This window comes from Xanthomonas campestris pv. phormiicola (assembly GCA_025666215.1).
In the GTDB taxonomy this organism is placed as follows: Bacteria; Pseudomonadota; Gammaproteobacteria; order Xanthomonadales; family Xanthomonadaceae; genus Xanthomonas_A; species Xanthomonas_A campestris_A.
Genome location: CP102593.1, coordinates 280,126 through 298,370, shown reverse-complemented (window position 1 = coordinate 298,370; position 18,245 = coordinate 280,126). Strand labels below are relative to the sequence as shown.

The window sequence follows — 18,245 nt, the reverse complement described above, 5'->3', positions numbered from 1 at the left end:
TTCCCTGATCGCTTCACCACCTTAGACACCAGAAGTCCTGCTGTTGCTTTTTGCCGTTGCGATTCCCCATTCCCGATTCCCCACTCCCGGCCCCACAATGACCACCCTGCTGATCGCCGACGACCACCCCCTGTTCCGCGAGGCGCTGCGCGGTGCGGTGCAGCGGGTGATGCCGGGGGTGCAGCTGTACGAGGCCGACAGCGTCGAGGCGCTGTACGCGCTGGCCGACCACCACGCCGATGCCGACCTGTTGCTGATGGATCTCAACATGCCCGGCGCGCAGGGGTTCAGCGCGCTGGTGCACATGCGCGCGCTGCATCCGCAGCTGCCGGTGGTGGTGGTGTCCGCGCGCGAGGAACCGACGGTGATGCGCCGCGCGCTGGACCACGGCGCGTTCGGCTTCATTCCCAAGTCGGCCGATTCGGACACCATCGGCCTGGCGCTGGGCACGGTGCTGGACGGGGAGCGCTGGGCGCCGCCGGAAGCGCACACCGTGCCGCCCACCGACCGCGCCGAACGCGAGGTCGGCCAGCGCCTGCGCGAGCTGACCCCGCAGCAGTTCCGCGTGCTGCAGATGCTCGGCGCCGGCCGCCTCAACAAGCAGATCGCCTACGACCTGGGCGTGTCCGAAGCCACCATCAAGGCCCACGTCACCGCGATCCTGCGCAAGCTCGGCGTCACCAACCGCACCCAGGCGGTATTGATGGCCGGCAAGCTGGCCATCGACAGCGACGCCATCGTGCTGCCGCTGGAAGAGGACTGAGCCAGTCGCCAGGTTAGGACTTGCCATACCGGCGCAGTCGCGCTAGAACCCGGCCCCCAGGGGAGCATGCGCAGTACAGACGCCAGGAGGCCACACATGACCAGCACCACCGAGATCGCCGCGCTGCTGGCCGCCACCGATGCGCAGGGCCGGGTCGATCCGCTGGCCTACGAGGCGCAACGGCTGATCCTGCAACACCAGGGCCTGGGCAGCGTGGATGCCGCCGCGCTGGTACGCGCGCTGCCGGCCTCGCCGGGATTCGCCGCGTTCGACCGTCGCGCGTTCTTTTCCGCCATCGACCAGCGTCTGGACACGCCACAGGAACGGCAGCGCTTTGCCGAGGCGCTGGACCAGGCCAACCTCAGCGACGGCTGGCTCGAACGGCTGGGCGAGCAGGCCGCCCAGGCCGGCGGACAGGCCTACGACGCGGCGCGCAACGCGGTGCGCCGGGCCAACAGCCAGGTCAGCGACGGCTTGGCCGCCGCGCAGCGCAGCAGCCGCGACACCGCCGCCGATCCCGGCGCCTCGCCCGCGCTGCGCGCCGCGGCGAAGGCTGGCAACAACGTGATCGGCGAGGCGCAGCAAGGCTACGGTTTCGTTACCGGCGGCGCCGCGCACGCGCTGACCACGCTCGGCGAGACCGTCGATCTGGCGCGCATGGGCACGCGCCTGGTCACCGACCCGAACTACCGCGACCTGGTGGTCGGCATGGCCCGCATCTATGCGGCCGAGGTGGCCGCCGACCCGCACAAGCCGATCGACCAGGCCCGCAGCGCCGCCACGCAGGCGTGGCAGCACTGGGAACAGGGATTGGCGCAGGCGCAGCGCGATGGGCGCGAGCGCCAGTACATCGGCAGCGCCGAAGGTGCGGCCGGGGTGGAGATCCTGGCCACCCTGGTGCCGGCGAGCAAAGTGAGCAAGCTCGGCAAGGCCGCGCAGCTCATGGAGGAGATCGCCCCGCGCGCCGCCGCCGAGGCCGGCGAAGGCCTGGCCGATGCCGCCCGCGCCGAACGCGCTGGCGCGCGCGCGCACGACGGCGCCGAGCATGCACCCGAGCGCCACGCGGGCTTGCCGGGCCGCGCCGGCGCCTACGCCGAGGCGCTGGAAGCAGCCGGCCAGGCCGCCCGGCGTGGCGGTGAGGCCGGCGAAGGCGCACGGCAACTGCTGCGCGGGCTGGTCGGCCAGGCCCGCCAGGACGGCCACCTCGACGACCTGGTCCGCGCCGCGCGCGCCACCGACAACGTCGAAGGCCTGCTGCGCAGCGGCGAACTGGCGCCGCGCGAACTCACCGCCATCCTCAAGCGCAGCCCAGATGTCTTCGACGGCCGGATCGACTTCCCGACGGCGCTGGGCCACAGCACCCAGGGCGTGGACCTGACCCGGCTCACCACGCGCCAGCTCGGCGACATCGGCGAAGCCATCCAGACCCACGCACTGGTCAAGCAAGGCTACAGCAACATCGTCGCGATCAAGAACCGCTCCGGCCACGGCATCGACCTGGTCGGCCGCACCCCCGACGGCGATCTGGAGTTCTTCGAGATCAAGACCTCGGCCAAGGGGATGGCGCCTGCGCAGCGGGGGGATCCGCAGGCGTTTGTGGCGGAACGATTGCGGCGTGCGATTGGCGCACAAGGTCACTGGAACCCGAAGAATACGATTCCTGGGCTTGACGACATCGCTAACGGTATAAGAAGGGAGATCGGTCCGGAGGCCGAGAACATCAACGCCAAATGGGTGCAACTCAACCTGAGCCGTACACCGGACTCGCCGCGCCTGCAGATCGAGCGCACGGTGGAACCTTGGGTCAAACCTGTGCCGACGCAGGCCATGCTCACCCCGGGCGATGGCGGCCACCCCGACCATGCCGCGTTCACGACGATCCTGCGCACCGTGCAGGGCGACGGCCGCTGGACCGAGGCGCAGAGTCGCAACATCGCCGCCAACTTGCTGCACGAGTACAAGGCCGATCCACTGTGCAAGAGCCTGGACTCGGTGCGCATCGGCGGCAACGCCGAGACGCCGCGCATCTTCGCGGTCAGTTCGCCGCATGGCGACAAGAGCCCGGACTTCCATGTCCACGTCGAAGCCAACCAAGCCGCGCAGCGCCCAGCCGCCGAAAGCTTCGCCCAGGTCCAGCAACTCAACCAGCAACAGGCAATGGCCCAGGAAACCGAGCAGCAGAACCTGGCCCAACGCGGCCCGAGGATGAGTTGATGGCAAGTGGTAAGCGCAACCGACACCTGCCGGCGTGGCATCCTTCGTTGAATAAGCTGTTCAGATCCTGCGACAAATGGGTCGAATGGGCGTTTACGACGAATCGCAGGCCAACCAAATATCTGGAATGTATCGAGCAGTGCCTAGCGCAACACGGACCGTTAAAGGGCGAGGTCTGGCTGGACTTGGATCAGGCTGGTCACACCTATGCCATGCAAGCCTGTGCCCTCAGCGGCCAAGGCCGACTCGATGAACTGGCACAGCCGCTGCGCTGGGCAGTGGCGATGCGCTCGATCGCGTTCCGCTTCGAGGCTGCGGTCAGTCTGGCCTGGACGACCGGCCGGCAACCATTGATCTCGTTATGGACCAGTCCGATCGTGGCGGCCACGGCAATGCTGTCGGATTGGGAGGCGACCGAAGCGGGCGCCCGCTTCCTGATCCAGGTCGCGCACAAGGACCAGGCACTGAATCCAGAGGAGTGGCGCCGCGAGGGCTGGGGCAAGGGCACCAACGATGCCTTCCTGATCTTCCTGTTCGCGCAGGTCTTCGATATCCCGACTCACTACCAACCTGCCAATCCGCTGATTCCCGAGTACCAGGCCGTACTCGACCATTGGCGCAGCACCGACGCGGCTGTGTTCCAGGCCGCGATGCAGGCCGCCGCGGATTGGCACATCACGCGCAGCAAGGACGGCACCGAGCGGAACAAGTACGAATTCGAGGATGACCTATACCGCGTCTACCCGGCCGAACTGCTCGCCATCCAGGCCCTGCGCCAGCGTGAAGGCCTGCCGCACATCGACACCGGCCACCTGCTGATCGACACGCCCTGGGCCGTCCTGCGCAACCTGCCCGAGTGCCCGCCGCATCCGCTCGCCGTGGCGGTGGAGGAACGGGTGCGCCGGGACTATCCGGATTACCGCTGAGCCGCGGCAATGCGGGCAGCCTGCAATTTCTGCGGCGCGACCATCCGCACGCGCAGACACGCTGGGCCAATGCACGGATCGCGCTGCGCGTGCGTTGGCTGCGCGCATGTCGATATAGCGCGTGCTAAGAAAATCAGCTGCAGGTTCGCGTGCGTTCGAAGCGTATTCGCCGGCATTTGCCGCTGTTAGACTGCGCGTCCCTTGGGGAGTAGCCTGCTGTCCGGCGCGTCCGGACAGAGCCCGCATCAACACACTTGGCCATTGCGCCATGGTGCGGGTAACCAGCTCGGTAGGCGAGACCAGCGGCGAGCTTGCGTGGCGAAAGCCGGGCGCGCGCGCTCGTCGTTCGTCTCCTGCCCCGGCGCGGTCCCCCCTCACATGTCGTTTCTTTCCATTCTGTTGCTCGGCATCGCCATGTCCACCGACGCCTTCGCCGCGGCGGTCGGCAAGGGCGCGGCCATGCACAAACCCTTGTGGCGCGACGCGCTGCGCGCCGGCCTGATCTTCGGCTGCATCGAGGCGCTGACCCCGGTGCTGGGCTGGGTGCTGGGCCAGGCCGCCTCCAAGTACGTGGTGGCGTTCGACCACTGGATCGCGTTCGGCCTGCTCGGCGCGCTCGGCGCGCACATGATCGTCGCCGGGCTCAAGCCCGATGCGCCGGAGGACGCCGTCGAAGCGCCCAGGCGCCACGGCTTCTGGAACCTGGCCGCGACCGGCCTGGCCACCAGCATCGACGCGATGGCGGTCGGCGTCGGCCTGGCCTTCCTCGAGGTGAACATCATCGAGGTCGCCGTGGTCATCGGTCTGTGCACGCTGACCATGGTGACCCTGGGCATCATGCTCGGCCGCGTGCTCGGCACCCTGGCCGGCAAGCGCGCGGAGATCGTCGGCGGCGCGCTGCTGATCGCCATCGGCAGCACCATCCTGTTCGAACACCTGCACGGCGCGGGCTGATCCGCGCACGCCCCGCCGCTGCCGGCTCAGCCCTGTGGCGGCGCCGGCTTGGCGGTGAATTCCAGGTAGGTGGAGAGGATGTACTTGTCGCCGCTGCGCGGCGGCAGGGCGGCGTGCATGTACATCCAGTACGGCGGGAACATCAGCAGGCGCCCGGCGCGCGGCGCGACCTCCAGGTCCAGGTCGACGAAGCGGGTCTGCCCGCCCTCGGCCACGTCGTTGAGATACCACAGCAGCACCAGGTAGCGGCCGGTTTCCTCGTCGCAGGCGTCGAAATGCGGCTGGAAGCGCTCGCCGGCGCTGGCGCGGTAGCGCTTGATCCGCAGGTCGGCCAGGCGCGGGCGCCACGGCACCGGCGCGGACAGGCCCAGATCGGCGTTGTAGCGCGCCAGCGCCGCGCGCACCTGTTCGATGAAGAAGCCCTGGAAGGCAGGATCGGCCGCCCGGGTCACGTTGAGTTCGGTCCAGGCGCTGTCGTCCAGGCCGGCACGCGCACCGGCGCCGTTGTGATGGTGCTGCGCCGACGTGCGTTCGAACTGCGCGACCAGCTGGCTGCAGAAGCCGGCATCCAGCGCAGCGTCGTAGACGCGGACATAGTGGCGAAGATCGGCGTGCTTCATGCGGGTCGGTCCCTTTGTCTCGCGTTGCGCTGTCGGTTGCGGGTCACTGCGCCACCTGCGCGTTGAAATCGCCGATGCCTTCGACCAGGCGCGTCACCGCCTCGCGTTCGACCGGCTGCAGGTGCGGGTTCCAGGTGTCCATCAGCAGGATCACGCGGGGGCGGTCGCTGCGGTTCCAGGCCTCGTGTTCGAAGGTATCGTCGAACACCATCGCCCGGCCTTCCTGCCACACATGCAGCCGGCCGCCGGCGCGCAGCGCGCAATCGCCGTGCACCAGCAGCGGCAGGTGCACGGTCAGACGGGTGTTGGTGACGCCGCGATGCGGCAGGATGTGGGTGCCCGGCGCCAATACCGAGAAACAGATCTCCGGCGCGTGCGCGCGGATGCGCACCAACGGCGTGCGCTCCAGCGCGGCCGTGGTCTGTGCGCACTGCCGCGCATGCGCGTCGTCGCGCTGCCCGTGGCGGTAGAAGAAATACGCATCCCACGCGGGATTGCCGCGCTCGCCAGCGAGCAATCCCGGCGGCAGCTGGGCGCTGGGCGCACCGAGGAACGGCGCATAGGCACCGGCGTGCTCGCGCGTGGCCAGCATCTCGGTGCGGATCGCCGCGGTGGCCTGTTCCAACTCCTGCAACCAGGGGAACAGCTGCAGCGGCGGATACGCGGCGGCCGGCACGTCGGGCACGTGGAAGAAGGTCGGCCGTTGCTGCGGATCGGCGTACTGCGCCGGCAACAGGCCGAGATAGGCCAGCAGGCCGCGTTCGACCCGGTCCAGCGCATCGGCGCCGTAGTCGCGCCGCAATGGCTGCAGCAGCCCAAGGAACAGGTCGCGGCGGCCGGCGTCGAGCGCGGCCATCGCGCTGCGCACGCGTCCGCGCAATGCCGGTGCGGTGCTGTCCTCGCTCAGCCAGCGGCCTTGCCGCTGGGCATGCACGACGGCGGCGTAGTAGCTGCCCACGGCAGCGTGCGCGGCACCGCGTGCCGCACGCAGTTCGCCCAGCCGCAGATGTGCGATGTAATGGTCGGGTTGGCCGCGCAGCAAGTCTTGCAGCACCGCTTCGGCGCCCGCGGCATCGCCTTGCGCCGACAACAGCGCCGCCCAGCCCATCCGCGCCGGCGCTTCGAGCGCGCCACCTCGCTGCACCAGGCCCCGGTACAGATCGGTGGCATGGGTCCACCGTCCCGCCTCCTGCGCCAGCGCGGCCAGCAGCAGATCCAACGCCGGCGGTACGTCGCCCTGTGCCTGCCAGGCCGCGGCCGCCGCCTGCACCTGCGCAAGCTGCCCCTGTTCGAAGCCACGCCACAGTGCCTGCAGCCGCGCCGATGGATCGTCCCGTCTCGCTGTCATCGATATCCCCTCAACGAAAAACGGCGCGCCCGGTTGGGCGCGCCGCGTGTCACGAGCCGACATGCCTGCGAACGCAAGCGACGCTGGCCGACAGCCCTCAGAACCGATAGGTGGCGCGCATCCAGTAGTAGCGGCCGACCGTGTCGTAGGTGCTCACGTCGGTGTTCGCGTTCAATACATTGTTCTGGTACAGCACCGGCGGCTGCTTGTTGAACAGGTTGTCCACGCCCAGGTCGAAGCGGATGTTGACGTCGCTCATGTCGTAGCCCAGCTGCAGCGCGTGGTACATGTAGCTGCCGTAGTTCAGCACCACGCCCTTTTCCGAGGCGTCGGCGGACATGTTCTCCGACAGGTCGGTGCTGCCGACCTGGATCTTGCCGATCCAGCGCGTGGTCCAGGTCGCGTCCCAGTTGCCCAGCTTCCAGCCGATCTGGCCGCGCGCGCGCCAGCGCGCGTAGTTGCCATAGGACGAGTTGTACTTGCCGGCCATGTGCACCACCGAGTCGCCGGTGTCGATGTCGTAGCGCTGCAGGTAGGTGCTGTCCAGGGCCAGGGTGAACTTGCCGAACGCGGTCTCCGGCAGGGCGTAATTGGCGCCGAAGTCGATGCCCTGCGTGTCCAGCTTGCCGATGTTGACCACCGGGGTCTCGATGTAGTCGATGTTGCCGGCGCTGGCGGTCCCCGACGCATAGCGGTGGATGTAGCTGCAGTACGGGCTGCTGTTGTCGTTGTAGCAGAGATCGACCACGGTCTGCGCGGAGATCGACTGGATCAGGTCGTCGAGCTTGACCTTCCACCAGTCCAGGTTGAACGACAGGCCCTGCACGAACTCCGGGCTGTAGACGATGCCGTAGTCGTAGGAGGTGCCCTTCTCCGGCTTCAGGTCGTAGCCGGCGTAGGTCGAACCCGACACGATCGCGTTGGTCTGCGACAGGCCCGAGCCGGTCCAGCCGGTGGTCACGCCTTCGCAGGCGTTCTCGTGGCCGCTGCCGCTGTAGCCGATGCACGGATCGGTGAAGGTCGGCGAGTTCGCGGTCGGACCCTGGTACAGGTCGGTGATGGTCGGCGCACGGAACACCTGAGCCACGGTGCCGCGCACCATCAGGTCGTGGATCGGACGCCATTCCAGCTGGAACGAGGCGCTGTTGTTGGTCGAGCTGACGCTGCTGTAGTCGGAGAAACGATCGCTCAGGGTGACGTTCAACGCGCCGATCGGCGAGGACTGCGCCAGCACCGGGATGAACAGCTGCGCGTAGGCTTCCTTGACGCTGAAGGAACCGCTCAACGGCGAGGAGCAGGCTTCGGAGGAGATGTCGCAGGTGTTGTCGCTGTTGATCACCGCATTGCTGGAGACGGTGTAGTCCAGGCTCTCCTTGCGGTACAGCGCGCCGACCGCCAGCTGCGCGCTGCCGGCGGGCAACTCCCACACGCTGCCGTTGGCACTGGCTTCCCACTGCCGGCTGATGGTGGTGGTCTCATAGCGCGGGATCGACTCGTGGCTCTTCATCCAGGCGATGGTGTTGGCATCGGTCTGGTCGAAGATGTTGATCTCGCCCGCGGTGATCGCGTCCTGCAGTGCGGCGTAGTCCACATAGCCGTGGTTCCAGCTGCGCTGCTTGTAGTGGCCGTAGTTGAAGTTGGCGTCCCACACCCAGCTGGTGTCGCCGATGCTGCCCTTCAGGCCGAGCACGTCCTGGTCGGTGGTGGTGTCGTAGAAGCCTTCGCGCTGGCCCAGCGAGGTGAAGCGCGATCGGTATTCGTAGCCGTCGGGACCGAATTCGACGCCGAACGGGTTGTACGCGTTGTCGGCGGCGATGGTGATTCCGTCGCTCTGCGCGTCGAACGGCAGCGGCGCGATCGCGTAGTGCGACATCGTGTGGTTGTGGTAGGCGTTGGCGTAGGCCTGCACGTTGTCGGTCACGTTGAAGGTGCCGAGCACGAAGCTGTTGACGCGCTGCTGCGGGGTCATCAGCAGGTTCTGCGCCTGGTAGTTGTAGGCGTCGGACGAGGAGGAATAGCACTTGTAGCCGCCGCTGCCGTCGCTGGTCATGGCGCCGCCGGCGCTGCAGCCGTTGGCGGTCAGCGTGCTCGCCGGCAGCTTGTAGTAGCCGGTCGGGGTACGGCTGGAACCGCCCTTGTAGACGCTGCCGCTGGACAGGTACATCGCGTCCTTGGAGAACGCGCGATTGGCCGAGGAGATCTCTTTCTGCTTGTTGTAGTCGATGCCGACCACGATGTTGCCGCGGTCCCAGGTCTTGCCGAAGGTGAAGGTGCCGCCCTGGCGGGCGCCGTCGCCGCGGCTGGACTGGCCGTAGTTGGCGACGAATTCGCCGCCTTCGTAGTTCTTGCGCAGGATGAAGTTGACCACGCCGCCGATGGCGTCGGAGCCGTACAGCGCCGAGGCGCCGACCTTCAGCACTTCGACGTGGTCGATCATGCTGGCGGGGATGGAATTGATGTCGTTGTTGAGGATGCGGTGGCCGTCGACCAGGATCAGCGTGCGCTGGTCGCCGAGGCCGCGCAGCGACACGGTCGAGGCGCCGTCGCCGCCGCCGTTGTTGACCTGCGGGTTGGTCGCGGCGCCGGCGATGCCGGGCAGCGACTGCACCAGGTCACCCAGGGTCTGCTTGCCGCTCTGCTGGATCTGCTGGCGATCGACCACGGTGACCGGGCTGGCGGTCTCCACGTCCACGCGGCGCACCAGCGAGCCGGTGACGGTGACGCGGTCCAGGTCGACAGCGCCCTTGTCGGAGGACGCGGTGGCGGTATCGGCGCTCTGTGCGTAGAGCGAGGCGGGGAGTGTCGCCAATCCCAGGCAAATGGCCTGGGCGAGTCTGTTCTTTGGTGCGGACATTGGGGAAAACCTCATGTGATGAGCAACAGAACGCCAGCGGTCCACGCGCACGTGGACCGATTCGGATCGCGCCTGGCGCGACGTCTTCGTTGAAGGCTTCGGACTTGCGGTCCGACCGGGACCGTCAAGCACTTGTTAGTTTTTTATAAGAAAAGTGTTGTTTTCATGTGCCGTTTTGCGTCAACAGATGGCACAAACGCCACATCATCCAAAAACATGGCCGTTTCACGCAGCTGAATGGCGGCGCTGCCACAGGCCGCTGCGGTAGGCGCGGCAGGGGCCGGCGTCAGTCGACACGGTAGTCCCAGCGCTGCAGATAGGGCTGCAGCAGCGGCAGCACCGGCTCGAAGAACCCGCGATACGGGCGCCAGCGGTCCAGGCCCTTGCGGTTGATGCCTTCGACCACCTGCGCATAGCTGGGCGTGCTGATGAAGCCCTTGGCGCGCGCATGGCGCTGGAAATCGAGCAGCCGCGCCGGCTGTTCAAGTTCCAGAAAGCTCCCCAGCCGCGCGACCTGCGCCTGCGGGTCGGCGACCAGGTCCTCGTAGCGCAGCTCCAGCGCGTGCGGCTGCAGCAGGTCGACGTGGTAGAGCCAGAACGCCATCGCATCGGCGTAGCCCTGCGCCAGGCGTTGCGCGCTGGAACACAGCACGGCGAAGGCGGGGGAGCGAAACGCCTGCATGTAGCAGCTCAGCAGCACGTCGCAGGGATGGCGCAGCGCCAGGATCACGTGCGCCTCCGGGAACAGCCGCCGGATCAGCGGCAGGCGCAGCAGGTTCAGCGGATTCTTGTCGACCAGGCGCTGCCCTGGTTGCAACTGCACCACGCCGCGCACCGACTGCCAGTACTCGGCACGCAATGCGGCGCAGTCGGCGTCGTCCAGCTGGCCCAGGCCGTCGGGCCAGGCCAGGCCGCGGCGCTCGATGCGCTCGGCCAGCCCCTGCAGGAACGGGCGTTCGTCCATCGCGCATAGCTGCGGATGGGCATCGAGCATCTGTTCCAGCAGGGTGGTGCCCGAGCGCGGGAAACCGACCACGAACACCGGCGCCGCCTCGCGCGGCGGCGCGGCCACCGGCAACGCCGCGGCGTAGCGCGCCCGATCCCAGCGCCGCCGCGCCACCGGCAGCGGCGGCGCGTCCACGGCGGCCAGTTCCGGGACCAGCGACGCCACGCCCTCGACCTGCCCGGCGTGCCCTTGCGCGCATGCGGCCAGCGCCTCGTCGTGGCGCCCCAGGCGGTCGCAGACGCGGGCCAGCGCGAAGAACAGGTTGCTCTGCTTGCGCGTGTCGGTGGCCGCGGCGGCGGGCAGCAGGCCGCGCAGCAGGTGGTACGCGTCGTCCCATCGTCCGTCGCGCATCGCCAGCACCGCCAGCGCGTTGATCGCATCGTGGCGCGCGTCCACGTCCTCGATCCGCTCCGGCGGCGGCAGGTGTGCGGCCGCCCGCCGCGCCTCGTCGAGTTGGTTGACGCGTTCGAGCACCAGCACCAGCCGCGACCAGGCACGCTCCGGCTGCGCCATCGCGTCGGCGCAGGCGCGCAGCATCTCGCACGCCGCATCGGTTTGCCCCGCCTGCGACAGCAGCCATGCCAGTTCCAGCCGGGTCTCCGGGTCTGGCGCCGGCCATTGCCGCCAGTCGGCGATCAACGCCTCCACGCGCTGGAAGTCGCCGCATTCGTGGCAGGCCATCGCGGCGTGGACGCTCAATTGCACGGACGCCGGCGCCAATGCGTGCGCGTCCAGCAGGTGCCCGCGGGCGGCGCCGTAGTCGCCTTCGTCCATCGCCAGCAGGCCCAGATTGTGGTGCAGCATCGGATCGTCCGGCGCCAGCGCGCACGCCTGCGCATAGGCCTGCCGCGCCTCGCCGAAACGGCGCGTCTCGCGCAACGCGGTGCCCAGGTTGTTCCAGTGCGCCACGTCCTGCGGCTGGCGCTCGGCCAGCGCGCGGTACAGCACGGCCGCCTGCGCCGCGTCGCCCTGCATCTGCAGACTCATCGCCAGCAGGCTGCTCGCCAGCACATCGCCAGGCGCATGCCGCAGGTAGCGGCGCGCGCCCTGTTCCAGCGCCTGCGCCTGTCCCGCCTCCAGGGACGCCAGCAGCGCGGGGAGTGACGGGATCGCGGTGTCTTCCGAAGGGCTCATGCGCTGGCGGTCCACAGGGGGCAGGCGGAAAGGGCTGCCACCATAGCCGGGCTGGATCGCGGGTCGCAACGCAGCCCGTTCCCGCCCATGGCAAGAAATGCATACATTGAAGATACGCGCCCGCTACGCCGACGCGACGGCATTGCCCGCGGCGCGCCCGGCCGATCGCGCCGACGGGCGTCAATCGCTCTTGATCGGATCGTGGTAAGCGGTGAGGAAGGCGCGCAGCGAAGCCGGCTTGACCGGCTTGGTCAGCAGCCGGTAGCCGCGTTCGCGGGCCTGCAGTTTCAGTTCGTCGCGACCGTCGGCGGTGAGCAGCGCACCGGCGACCGGGCCGACCATCGCCTCGCGCAGCGCGTCCAGCGTGTCCAGCCCGTCCAGGCGGTCGTGCAGGTGGTAGTCCACCAGCATCACGTTGGGCGCGCGCGTGGCCAGCGGCAGCGCTTCGTCCACGGTGCTGGCGCAGATCACCTCCACCTGCCAGCGGCCGAGCAGCGCGCGCATGCCGTCGAGGATTTCCTGGTCGTTGTCCACGCACAGCACGCGCAGCCCGGCCAGCGAGTCGCTGCTGGCGACGCTGCGCTGCTGGCGCTGCTGCTTCTGCGGCATCGGCGCGACCCGCGGCACGGCGATCGAGAACATGCTGCCGCGGCCGACCGCGCTGCGCGCGTCCAGGTCGTGGCCGAGCAGGCGCGAGATGCGCTGGCAGATCGACAGGCCCAATCCCAGCCCCTGCTCGCCCCAGTCGAACGGCTGCTGGTAGCGCTGGAACTCCTCGAAGATCTGCTGCATGTGGTGCTTGGGAATGCCCGGACCGGTGTCCCACACCTGCAGTTCCAGCGCCGCGCCGCGGCCGCGCATGCCCAGCACGATGCGGCCCTGGCGGGTGTAGCGCAGCGCATTGGCGAGGAAGTTCTGCAGCACGCGGCGCAACAGGCGGCGATCGCTGCGCACCCAGATCGGCCGCGCGAACACGTGCATGCGCAGGCCGCGGCCGGCCGCGACCGGGGTGTACTGCGCGGCCAGTTCGCGCAGCAGCACGCTGGCGTCGAAGTCCTCGATGGTCGGGCGCAGCCCGCCGGCGTCCAGCCGCGACACGTCGAGCAGGCCGTCGAGCAGCTCCTCGGCCGCGCGCAGCGAGGCGTCCACGCGCTCGGCCAGGTGCCGCTGCTCCTCGTTCTGGTGCGCTTCGCGCAGGGCGGAAGCGAACAGCCGCGCCGCGTTGAGCGGCTGCAGCACGTCGTGGCTGATCGCGGCCAGGAACCGGGTCTTGGACTGCTGCGCCAGTTCGGCCTCGCGCGAGCGGTCGGCCACGCGCTGCTCCAGCGTCTCGTTGGCTTCCAGCAGCGCCTGCTCGGCGCGCTTGTAGTCGGTGATGTCGTTGTAGCTGGTCACGTAGCCGCCGCCGGGCAGCGGCTGGCCGCGCATCTCGATCACCTTGCCGTCGCTGCGGGTACGCTCGAACACGTGCGAAGTGCCGGCGCGCAGGTGCGCGATGCGGCGGCTGATCTGGTCCTCGATCCGGCCCTCGCCCAGTTCGCCGCGCTCGGCGTTGTAGCGGATCAGGTCGGCGACCGGGCGGCCGACGTAGAGCATGCCGTCGGGGTAGCCGAACATCTGCTGGTAGCGCCGGTTCCACGCGGTCAGGCGCATCGCCGGATCGACCACGCTGACCCCGGCGCTGATGTTCTCCAGCGTGGTGGACAGGATCTCGCGGTTGAAGCGCAGTTCCTGCCCGGCCTCGTCGAGCACCGCCACCACCTCGCCCAGGTCCATGCCCGAGCCGCGCAGCAGGCTGGTCAGCACCAGCCGCGCCGAGGCCGCGCCGATCGAGGCGGCGAGCAGGCGTTCGGTGAACTGCACCCAGACGCGGTCGGCCACCGCGGTGGGCTGCGGCTCGCGGCCGAGCAGTTGCGCCTGTTCGGCGAAGGCGCGGCGCGCATGGCGCTCGCCGACCATGCGCTCGGCCAGTGCCTGCAGGTCGACCACGTGCACATGCCCGAGCCAGTCGCCGGCCACCGCCGGCCGCTGCGAATACGGCTCCAGGAACGGCGCGGCGCGCAAGCGCTCGTCCAGGCCCGGGCGCCAGCGCGCCGACACCAGCATCATCGTGCCGACGTTGAGCAGCAGCGACCAGAACGTGCCATGCGCCAGCGGATCCCAACCGCTCATCCCGAACAGCTGCTGCGGGCGCAGCCAGGAGATGCCGAACGGCCCGTCGCGCAGCCACCCCGGCGCCAGCCAGCCGGCCTGGGTCAGCGCCGGCAGCAACAGGGTGTAGATCCAGGTGCCGAAGCCCAGCACCATGCCGGTCTCCACGCCCTTGCGGCTGGCGCCGCGCCAGTACAGCCCGCCGATCACGCCCGGCGCGAACTGCGCCACCGCGGCGAAGGCCATCAGCCCGTACGAGGCCAGGCTGCTGTCGTTGCTGCTGCTGCGGTAGTAGCCGTAGGCGATCAGCGCCAGCAGCAGGATCGCCAGGCGCCGGATCCACAGCACCCGCGAGGCGACGTCGGCGCCGGCCGCCTGGTGCCCGCGGCGGCGCAGCAGCACCGGCATCACCAGGTCGTTGCTGATCATCGTCGCCAGCGCGATGCTGGAGACGATGACCATGCCGGTGGCGGCGGAAAAGCCGCCCACGTAGGCGACCAGCGCCAGCGCGGTACGGCCCTCGGCCAGCGGCAACGCCAGCACGATGCTGTCGCGGGCCACCTCGCCGGACTGGCCGAACAGGGCGATGCCGGCCGCGGCGATCGGCACCACCATCGCCGAGATCAGCACCAGGTACAGGCCGAACAGCCAGCGCGCCTTGCGGATGTCGCCGATGTCGCTGCACTCCACCACCGCCACGTGGAACTGCCGCGGCAGGCACACGATGGCCAGGAAGCTGAGCAGGGTCTGCGAGATGAAGCCGACCGGCGGCGTGTTCTGGAACAAGGTATGCGCCGACTGCAGCACGCGTCCGTCGCGGCCGCTCAGCCACACGTAGGCGAACACGCCCACCGCGACCATCGCCAGCAGCTTGACCACCGATTCCAGCGCGATCGCCAGCATCATGCCGTGGTGGTGTTCGGTGGCATCGACCTGGCGGGTGCCGAACAAGGTCGCGAACAGCGCCATCAGCAGCGCCACGTACAGCGCCGGATCGGCGTAGAACGGCGCCCCGGCGCTGGACTGGCCGCTGAGCACCTGCAGGCTCATCGCCACCGCCTTGTACTGCAGCGCCAGGTACGGCACCACGCCGACCAGCGCGATCACCGCCACCAGCGCCGCCAGCCGCCGCGAGCGGCCGTAGCGCGAGGAGATGAAGTCGGCGATGGACACCGTGTTCTCGCTGCGCGCGATCAGCGCCAGCCGCTCGATGATGCGCCAGCCGAACAGCAGCAGCAGCAGCGGCCCCAGATAGATCGGCAGGTAGCCGGCACCGTTGCGCACCGCGCTGCCGACCGCGCCGTAGAACGTCCACGACGAGCAATACACCGCCAGCGCCAGGCTGTACACCGCCGGGCGCAGCCAGGGCCGCTCCGGGTACAGCGGCCGCCGGTCGCCCCACCACGCCACCGCGAACAGCAGCGCCGCGTAGCCGACCGACACCAGCAGCAGGATCCAGCTAGAGACCAAGGGCGAAATCCCCGCGACGATCGTTGCAGTCTAGGGCCTGCCGAGGCGCTTGGGATAGGCCACGGCGTGCTTGTCCGCGCACGGGGCAACCGAGGATCCAGGCCCAGGTGCTGCGGCCAGGCGACCGCATGATGATGCCGCGCCGCGCACGCCCTTGTACGGCACATGGTCTTGCCGTGTCCGGCATCGACACGATGGGGCCTGGGCCTGCGACCGGCCGCGCAGGCGGCAGGCCAGCAGCGGACAGGCCGCCTACGGCACGACATGCAAGCGGCAGGCTAAGATTCGCGCAGTGAACGCCCACGCCCGCCCACGCTGATGTCTTCCGTGCCGACCGAGTCGCGGGCGAGCTATCTGCAGCAGCAACGGCTGCGGCTGCAGACGCAATTGCAGCAGGCACAGGTGCGGCAGGCCACCGCCGAAGCCGAGGTCGAACGGCACCTGCCGGCGGTGGAACACGCCGTGGCCGCGATCCGCCGCGACTTCGTCGCGCAGGCGGCGCAGGCCGCCGCCGCGGTGCTGCGCCGCGAATACCGCCGCGCGTGGTGGCCGGCGCTGCTGCTGCGCCCGCTGCTGCCGGACTGGCGCTGGCGGCTGGCGCTGCTCGCGTTCCTGCTGCTGGCGCTGCCGTGGATGAGCGGGCACTGGCTCGGCGACGCGCGCGGCTATCTGGACTGGTGGCGCCATCTGGGCATGCAGCGCGACACGCTGCAGCTGCTGCAACGCGCGCTGCCGTCGCTGCTGATCTATGCGCTGCTGGTCATCGGCGGCGCGCACCTGCTGGCCCGGCATGTCAGCCGCGACGAGCGCGCACTGTTGCACGGTTTCGCGCAGCGGCCGCTGGCGCTGATGCAGTTCGCCCGCGACAGCCACCACGATGCGACCTATCCGTACCGCGTCACCCGCGCGCCATGGCCGCAGCGCGAACTGCAGGGCCGCTGGCAGATCGCCGCGGCGCACGGCGACCTGGCCGGCGCGCGCATGCTGGCGCTGCACGACGGCGCCGAGCCGGAACCGCAGGTGCAGGCGCTGCTGCTGCTGCCAGACGCTGGCCGCGCCGCCGCGCTGATCCCGATCGGCACGGCGTTCGACACCGAAGCGCAGGCGCAGCTACGCGACCTGGCGCTGGCGGTGGCGGCCAGCGCAGCCGCCGAGGCGCAGCCGATCGCCGAGCTGCACCGGCATGTGGATGCCTGGATGGACGCGCGCAGCCAACAGCGCATGCTGCAGCAGCGTCTGCACAGCACCGACGCCATCCACCGCCACTGGGCCGACGTGGCGCTGCCCGACACCACCCTGGACCAGATCCTCAAGCTGGTGGACCTGTTCGTGTCCGGGCGCACGCCGGCGCCCAAGGGCATGCTGCTGCACGGGCCGCCGGGCACCGGCAAGACCCTGATCGCGCGCAAGCTGGCGCGCCATGCGGGCTGCCATTTCGAAGCGTTGGGCGTGGCCGACCTGAAGGCCGCGCACGTCGGCCACACCGGCCCCAAGGTGCAGGCGATCTGGCAGCGCTGCCGCGCCAAGGCGCCAGCGATCCTGTTCATCGACGAATGCGAAAGCGTGTTCGCGCGCCGCGGCGGCGTGGACAGCGACAGCTTCGGCGCCGAACTGGTGCAGACCTTTCTCGCCGAATGGGACGGCTTCCACGAAGCGCGCGGCCAGGTGCTGGTGATCGGCGCGACCAACCGCCCCGAGTTGCTCGACGACGCGGTGATGTCGCGCTTCACCGCCAGCATCGGCATCGGCCTGCCCGATGCGGCGGCACGCGCGCGCATCCTCGGCGGCGAGCTGGAACGCGCCGGCTTCGCGCTGGCGCTGGACCCGCGCGTGGTCGCCGACAGCAGCGGCCTGTCCGGCCGCGATCTGCACACCCTGGTGGCGCGGGTCGCTGCCGAGTGCATGGACGGCGAACTCGATGGCGACGCGCTGCTGGCGCAATTGCGCTTGCTGCGCGGCAAGGGCTCGACCCGGGTGACGCCGCTGGACTGGAACGACATCGTGCTGCCGGCGGCGGTGATCGAGGAATTCGTCGGCCTGGGCAAGGAACTGCGCAACGCCGAGACCCTGGCCACGCTGGGCGTGCCGGTGCCGCGCGGGATCCTGATGTACGGCCCGCCCGGCACCGGCAAGACCCAACTGGCGCGGATCCTGGCCAGCCAGTCGGGGCTGGCCTTCATCGCCCTGACCGGCGCCGACCTCAAGGCCGCCTACCTGGGCCAGTCCGGCCAACGCGTGCAGGCCGCGTTCGAGCGCGCCCGCGCGCAGGCGCCGTGCATCGTGTTCGTCGACGAGATCGACATCGTCGCGCCAGCGCGCGGAATCGACGGCGACGACGCGCTGACCCGCGAGATCGTCGGCCAGCTGCTGCAGGAACTGGACGGCGTCGCCAGCCAGGCCGGGCAGGTGTTCCTGCTGGCCGCTAGCAACCATGCCGCGGCGATCGATCCGGCGCTGCTGTCGCGGCTGGACCGGCAGATCGAGATCGGCCTGCCCGACGCCGCCGCACGCAGCGCGATCGTCGCGCGCCTGCTGCACGGCAAGCCGCTGGCGTTCGACGCGGCGGAAGCGGCCAGCTGGCTGGCCGAACGCAGCGCAGGCCGCTCCGGCCGCGACCTGCAAACCTGGATCAGCCGCGCCATGCGCCGCGCCGCCCGCCGCGCGCTGCTGGAAAGCGACGATGCGGCAAGCACCCGGCTGCAATGGGAAGACCTGATCGAAACTGCGAGTGCATTGCCGTTGTAGAAAGGCTTCAGGCCTGGCGCTCGCTTCACCGATAAGGCGTCGGGGCTGAAGCCCCTCCCA

Annotated in this window: 10 protein-coding genes and 1 riboswitch; of the genes, 5 read left to right on the top strand and 5 right to left on the bottom strand. The window is 69.6% G+C overall.

What is annotated here, in order from left to right; all coding sequences use genetic code 11:
• Window positions 1-97 precede the first annotated feature (97 nt).
• From NRY95_01150 to mntP, 4 genes are all read left to right on the top strand, one after another.
• Entirely contained in the window at window positions 98-763 is a 666-nt protein-coding gene (locus NRY95_01150) for a response regulator transcription factor (GenBank protein UYC16622.1), read from the top strand.
• A 96-nt stretch (window positions 764-859) separates the two neighbouring features.
• Window positions 860-2,977, top strand: coding sequence for a hypothetical protein (locus NRY95_01145; protein UYC16621.1), 2,118 nt, complete (start codon window positions 860-862; stop codon window positions 2,975-2,977).
• A 47-nt stretch (window positions 2,978-3,024) separates the two neighbouring features.
• The gene (locus tag NRY95_01140) at window positions 3,025-3,903 is read left to right on the top strand and encodes a hypothetical protein (GenBank protein ID UYC16620.1); all 879 of its coding nucleotides are present in this window, start codon (window positions 3,025-3,027) and stop codon (window positions 3,901-3,903) included.
• Between the two features lie 201 nt (window positions 3,904-4,104).
• Window positions 4,105-4,264, top strand: a riboswitch (yybP-ykoY riboswitch).
• Window positions 4,265-4,281: 17 nt separating this feature from the next.
• Window positions 4,282-4,857, top strand: coding sequence for a manganese efflux pump MntP (gene mntP / locus NRY95_01135; protein ID UYC16619.1), 576 nt, complete (start codon window positions 4,282-4,284; stop codon window positions 4,855-4,857).
• A gap of 26 nt (window positions 4,858-4,883) precedes the next feature.
• Here the strand turns inward: mntP and NRY95_01130 are convergent, their stop codons facing one another.
• The 5 genes from NRY95_01130 to NRY95_01110 all read right to left on the bottom strand — a co-directional run bounded on the left by NRY95_01130 (window position 4,884) and on the right by NRY95_01110 (window position 15,440).
• Window positions 4,884-5,477 (bottom strand): 2OG-Fe(II) oxygenase, encoded by a 594-nt coding sequence (locus tag NRY95_01130; GenBank protein ID UYC16618.1) that lies wholly within the window; start codon window positions 5,475-5,477, stop codon window positions 4,884-4,886.
• Window positions 5,478-5,520: 43 nt separating this feature from the next.
• Window positions 5,521-6,825 carry an aspartyl/asparaginyl beta-hydroxylase domain-containing protein gene (locus NRY95_01125; GenBank protein UYC16617.1) on the bottom strand — a complete coding sequence of 435 codons (1,305 nt, stop codon included), beginning with the start codon at window positions 6,823-6,825 and terminating at the stop codon, window positions 5,521-5,523.
• A 97-nt stretch (window positions 6,826-6,922) separates the two neighbouring features.
• Window positions 6,923-9,679, bottom strand: coding sequence for a TonB-dependent receptor (locus tag NRY95_01120; GenBank protein UYC16616.1), 2,757 nt, complete (start codon window positions 9,677-9,679; stop codon window positions 6,923-6,925).
• 286 nt (window positions 9,680-9,965) lie between these two features.
• Complete coding sequence (locus tag NRY95_01115; GenBank protein ID UYC16615.1) at window positions 9,966-11,819, bottom strand: sulfotransferase; 1,854 nt, start codon at window positions 11,817-11,819, stop codon at window positions 9,966-9,968.
• Window positions 11,820-11,999: 180 nt separating this feature from the next.
• Complete coding sequence (locus NRY95_01110; GenBank protein UYC16614.1) at window positions 12,000-15,440, bottom strand: hybrid sensor histidine kinase/response regulator; 3,441 nt, start codon at window positions 15,438-15,440, stop codon at window positions 12,000-12,002.
• Window positions 15,441-15,758: 318 nt separating this feature from the next.
• On the opposite strand from NRY95_01110, the gene NRY95_01105 reads away from it, so the two are divergent.
• Complete coding sequence (locus tag NRY95_01105; GenBank protein ID UYC16613.1) at window positions 15,759-18,185, top strand: AAA family ATPase; 2,427 nt, start codon at window positions 15,759-15,761, stop codon at window positions 18,183-18,185.
• Window positions 18,186-18,245 lie beyond the last annotated feature (60 nt).

Coding starts and splice junctions, on each gene's coding strand:
- NRY95_01105 (UYC16613.1), top strand. CDS start 15,759: ATGTCTTCCGTGCCGACCGAGTCGCGGGCGAGCTATCTGCAGCAGCAA.
- NRY95_01125 (UYC16617.1), bottom strand. CDS start 6,825: ATGACAGCGAGACGGGACGATCCATCGGCGCGGCTGCAGGCACTGTGG.
- NRY95_01115 (UYC16615.1), bottom strand. CDS start 11,819: ATGAGCCCTTCGGAAGACACCGCGATCCCGTCACTCCCCGCGCTGCTG.
- NRY95_01150 (UYC16622.1), top strand. CDS start 98: ATGACCACCCTGCTGATCGCCGACGACCACCCCCTGTTCCGCGAGGCG.
- NRY95_01130 (UYC16618.1), bottom strand. CDS start 5,477: ATGAAGCACGCCGATCTTCGCCACTATGTCCGCGTCTACGACGCTGCG.
- NRY95_01120 (UYC16616.1), bottom strand. CDS start 9,679: ATGTCCGCACCAAAGAACAGACTCGCCCAGGCCATTTGCCTGGGATTG.
- mntP (UYC16619.1), top strand. CDS start 4,282: ATGTCGTTTCTTTCCATTCTGTTGCTCGGCATCGCCATGTCCACCGAC.
- NRY95_01145 (UYC16621.1), top strand. CDS start 860: ATGACCAGCACCACCGAGATCGCCGCGCTGCTGGCCGCCACCGATGCG.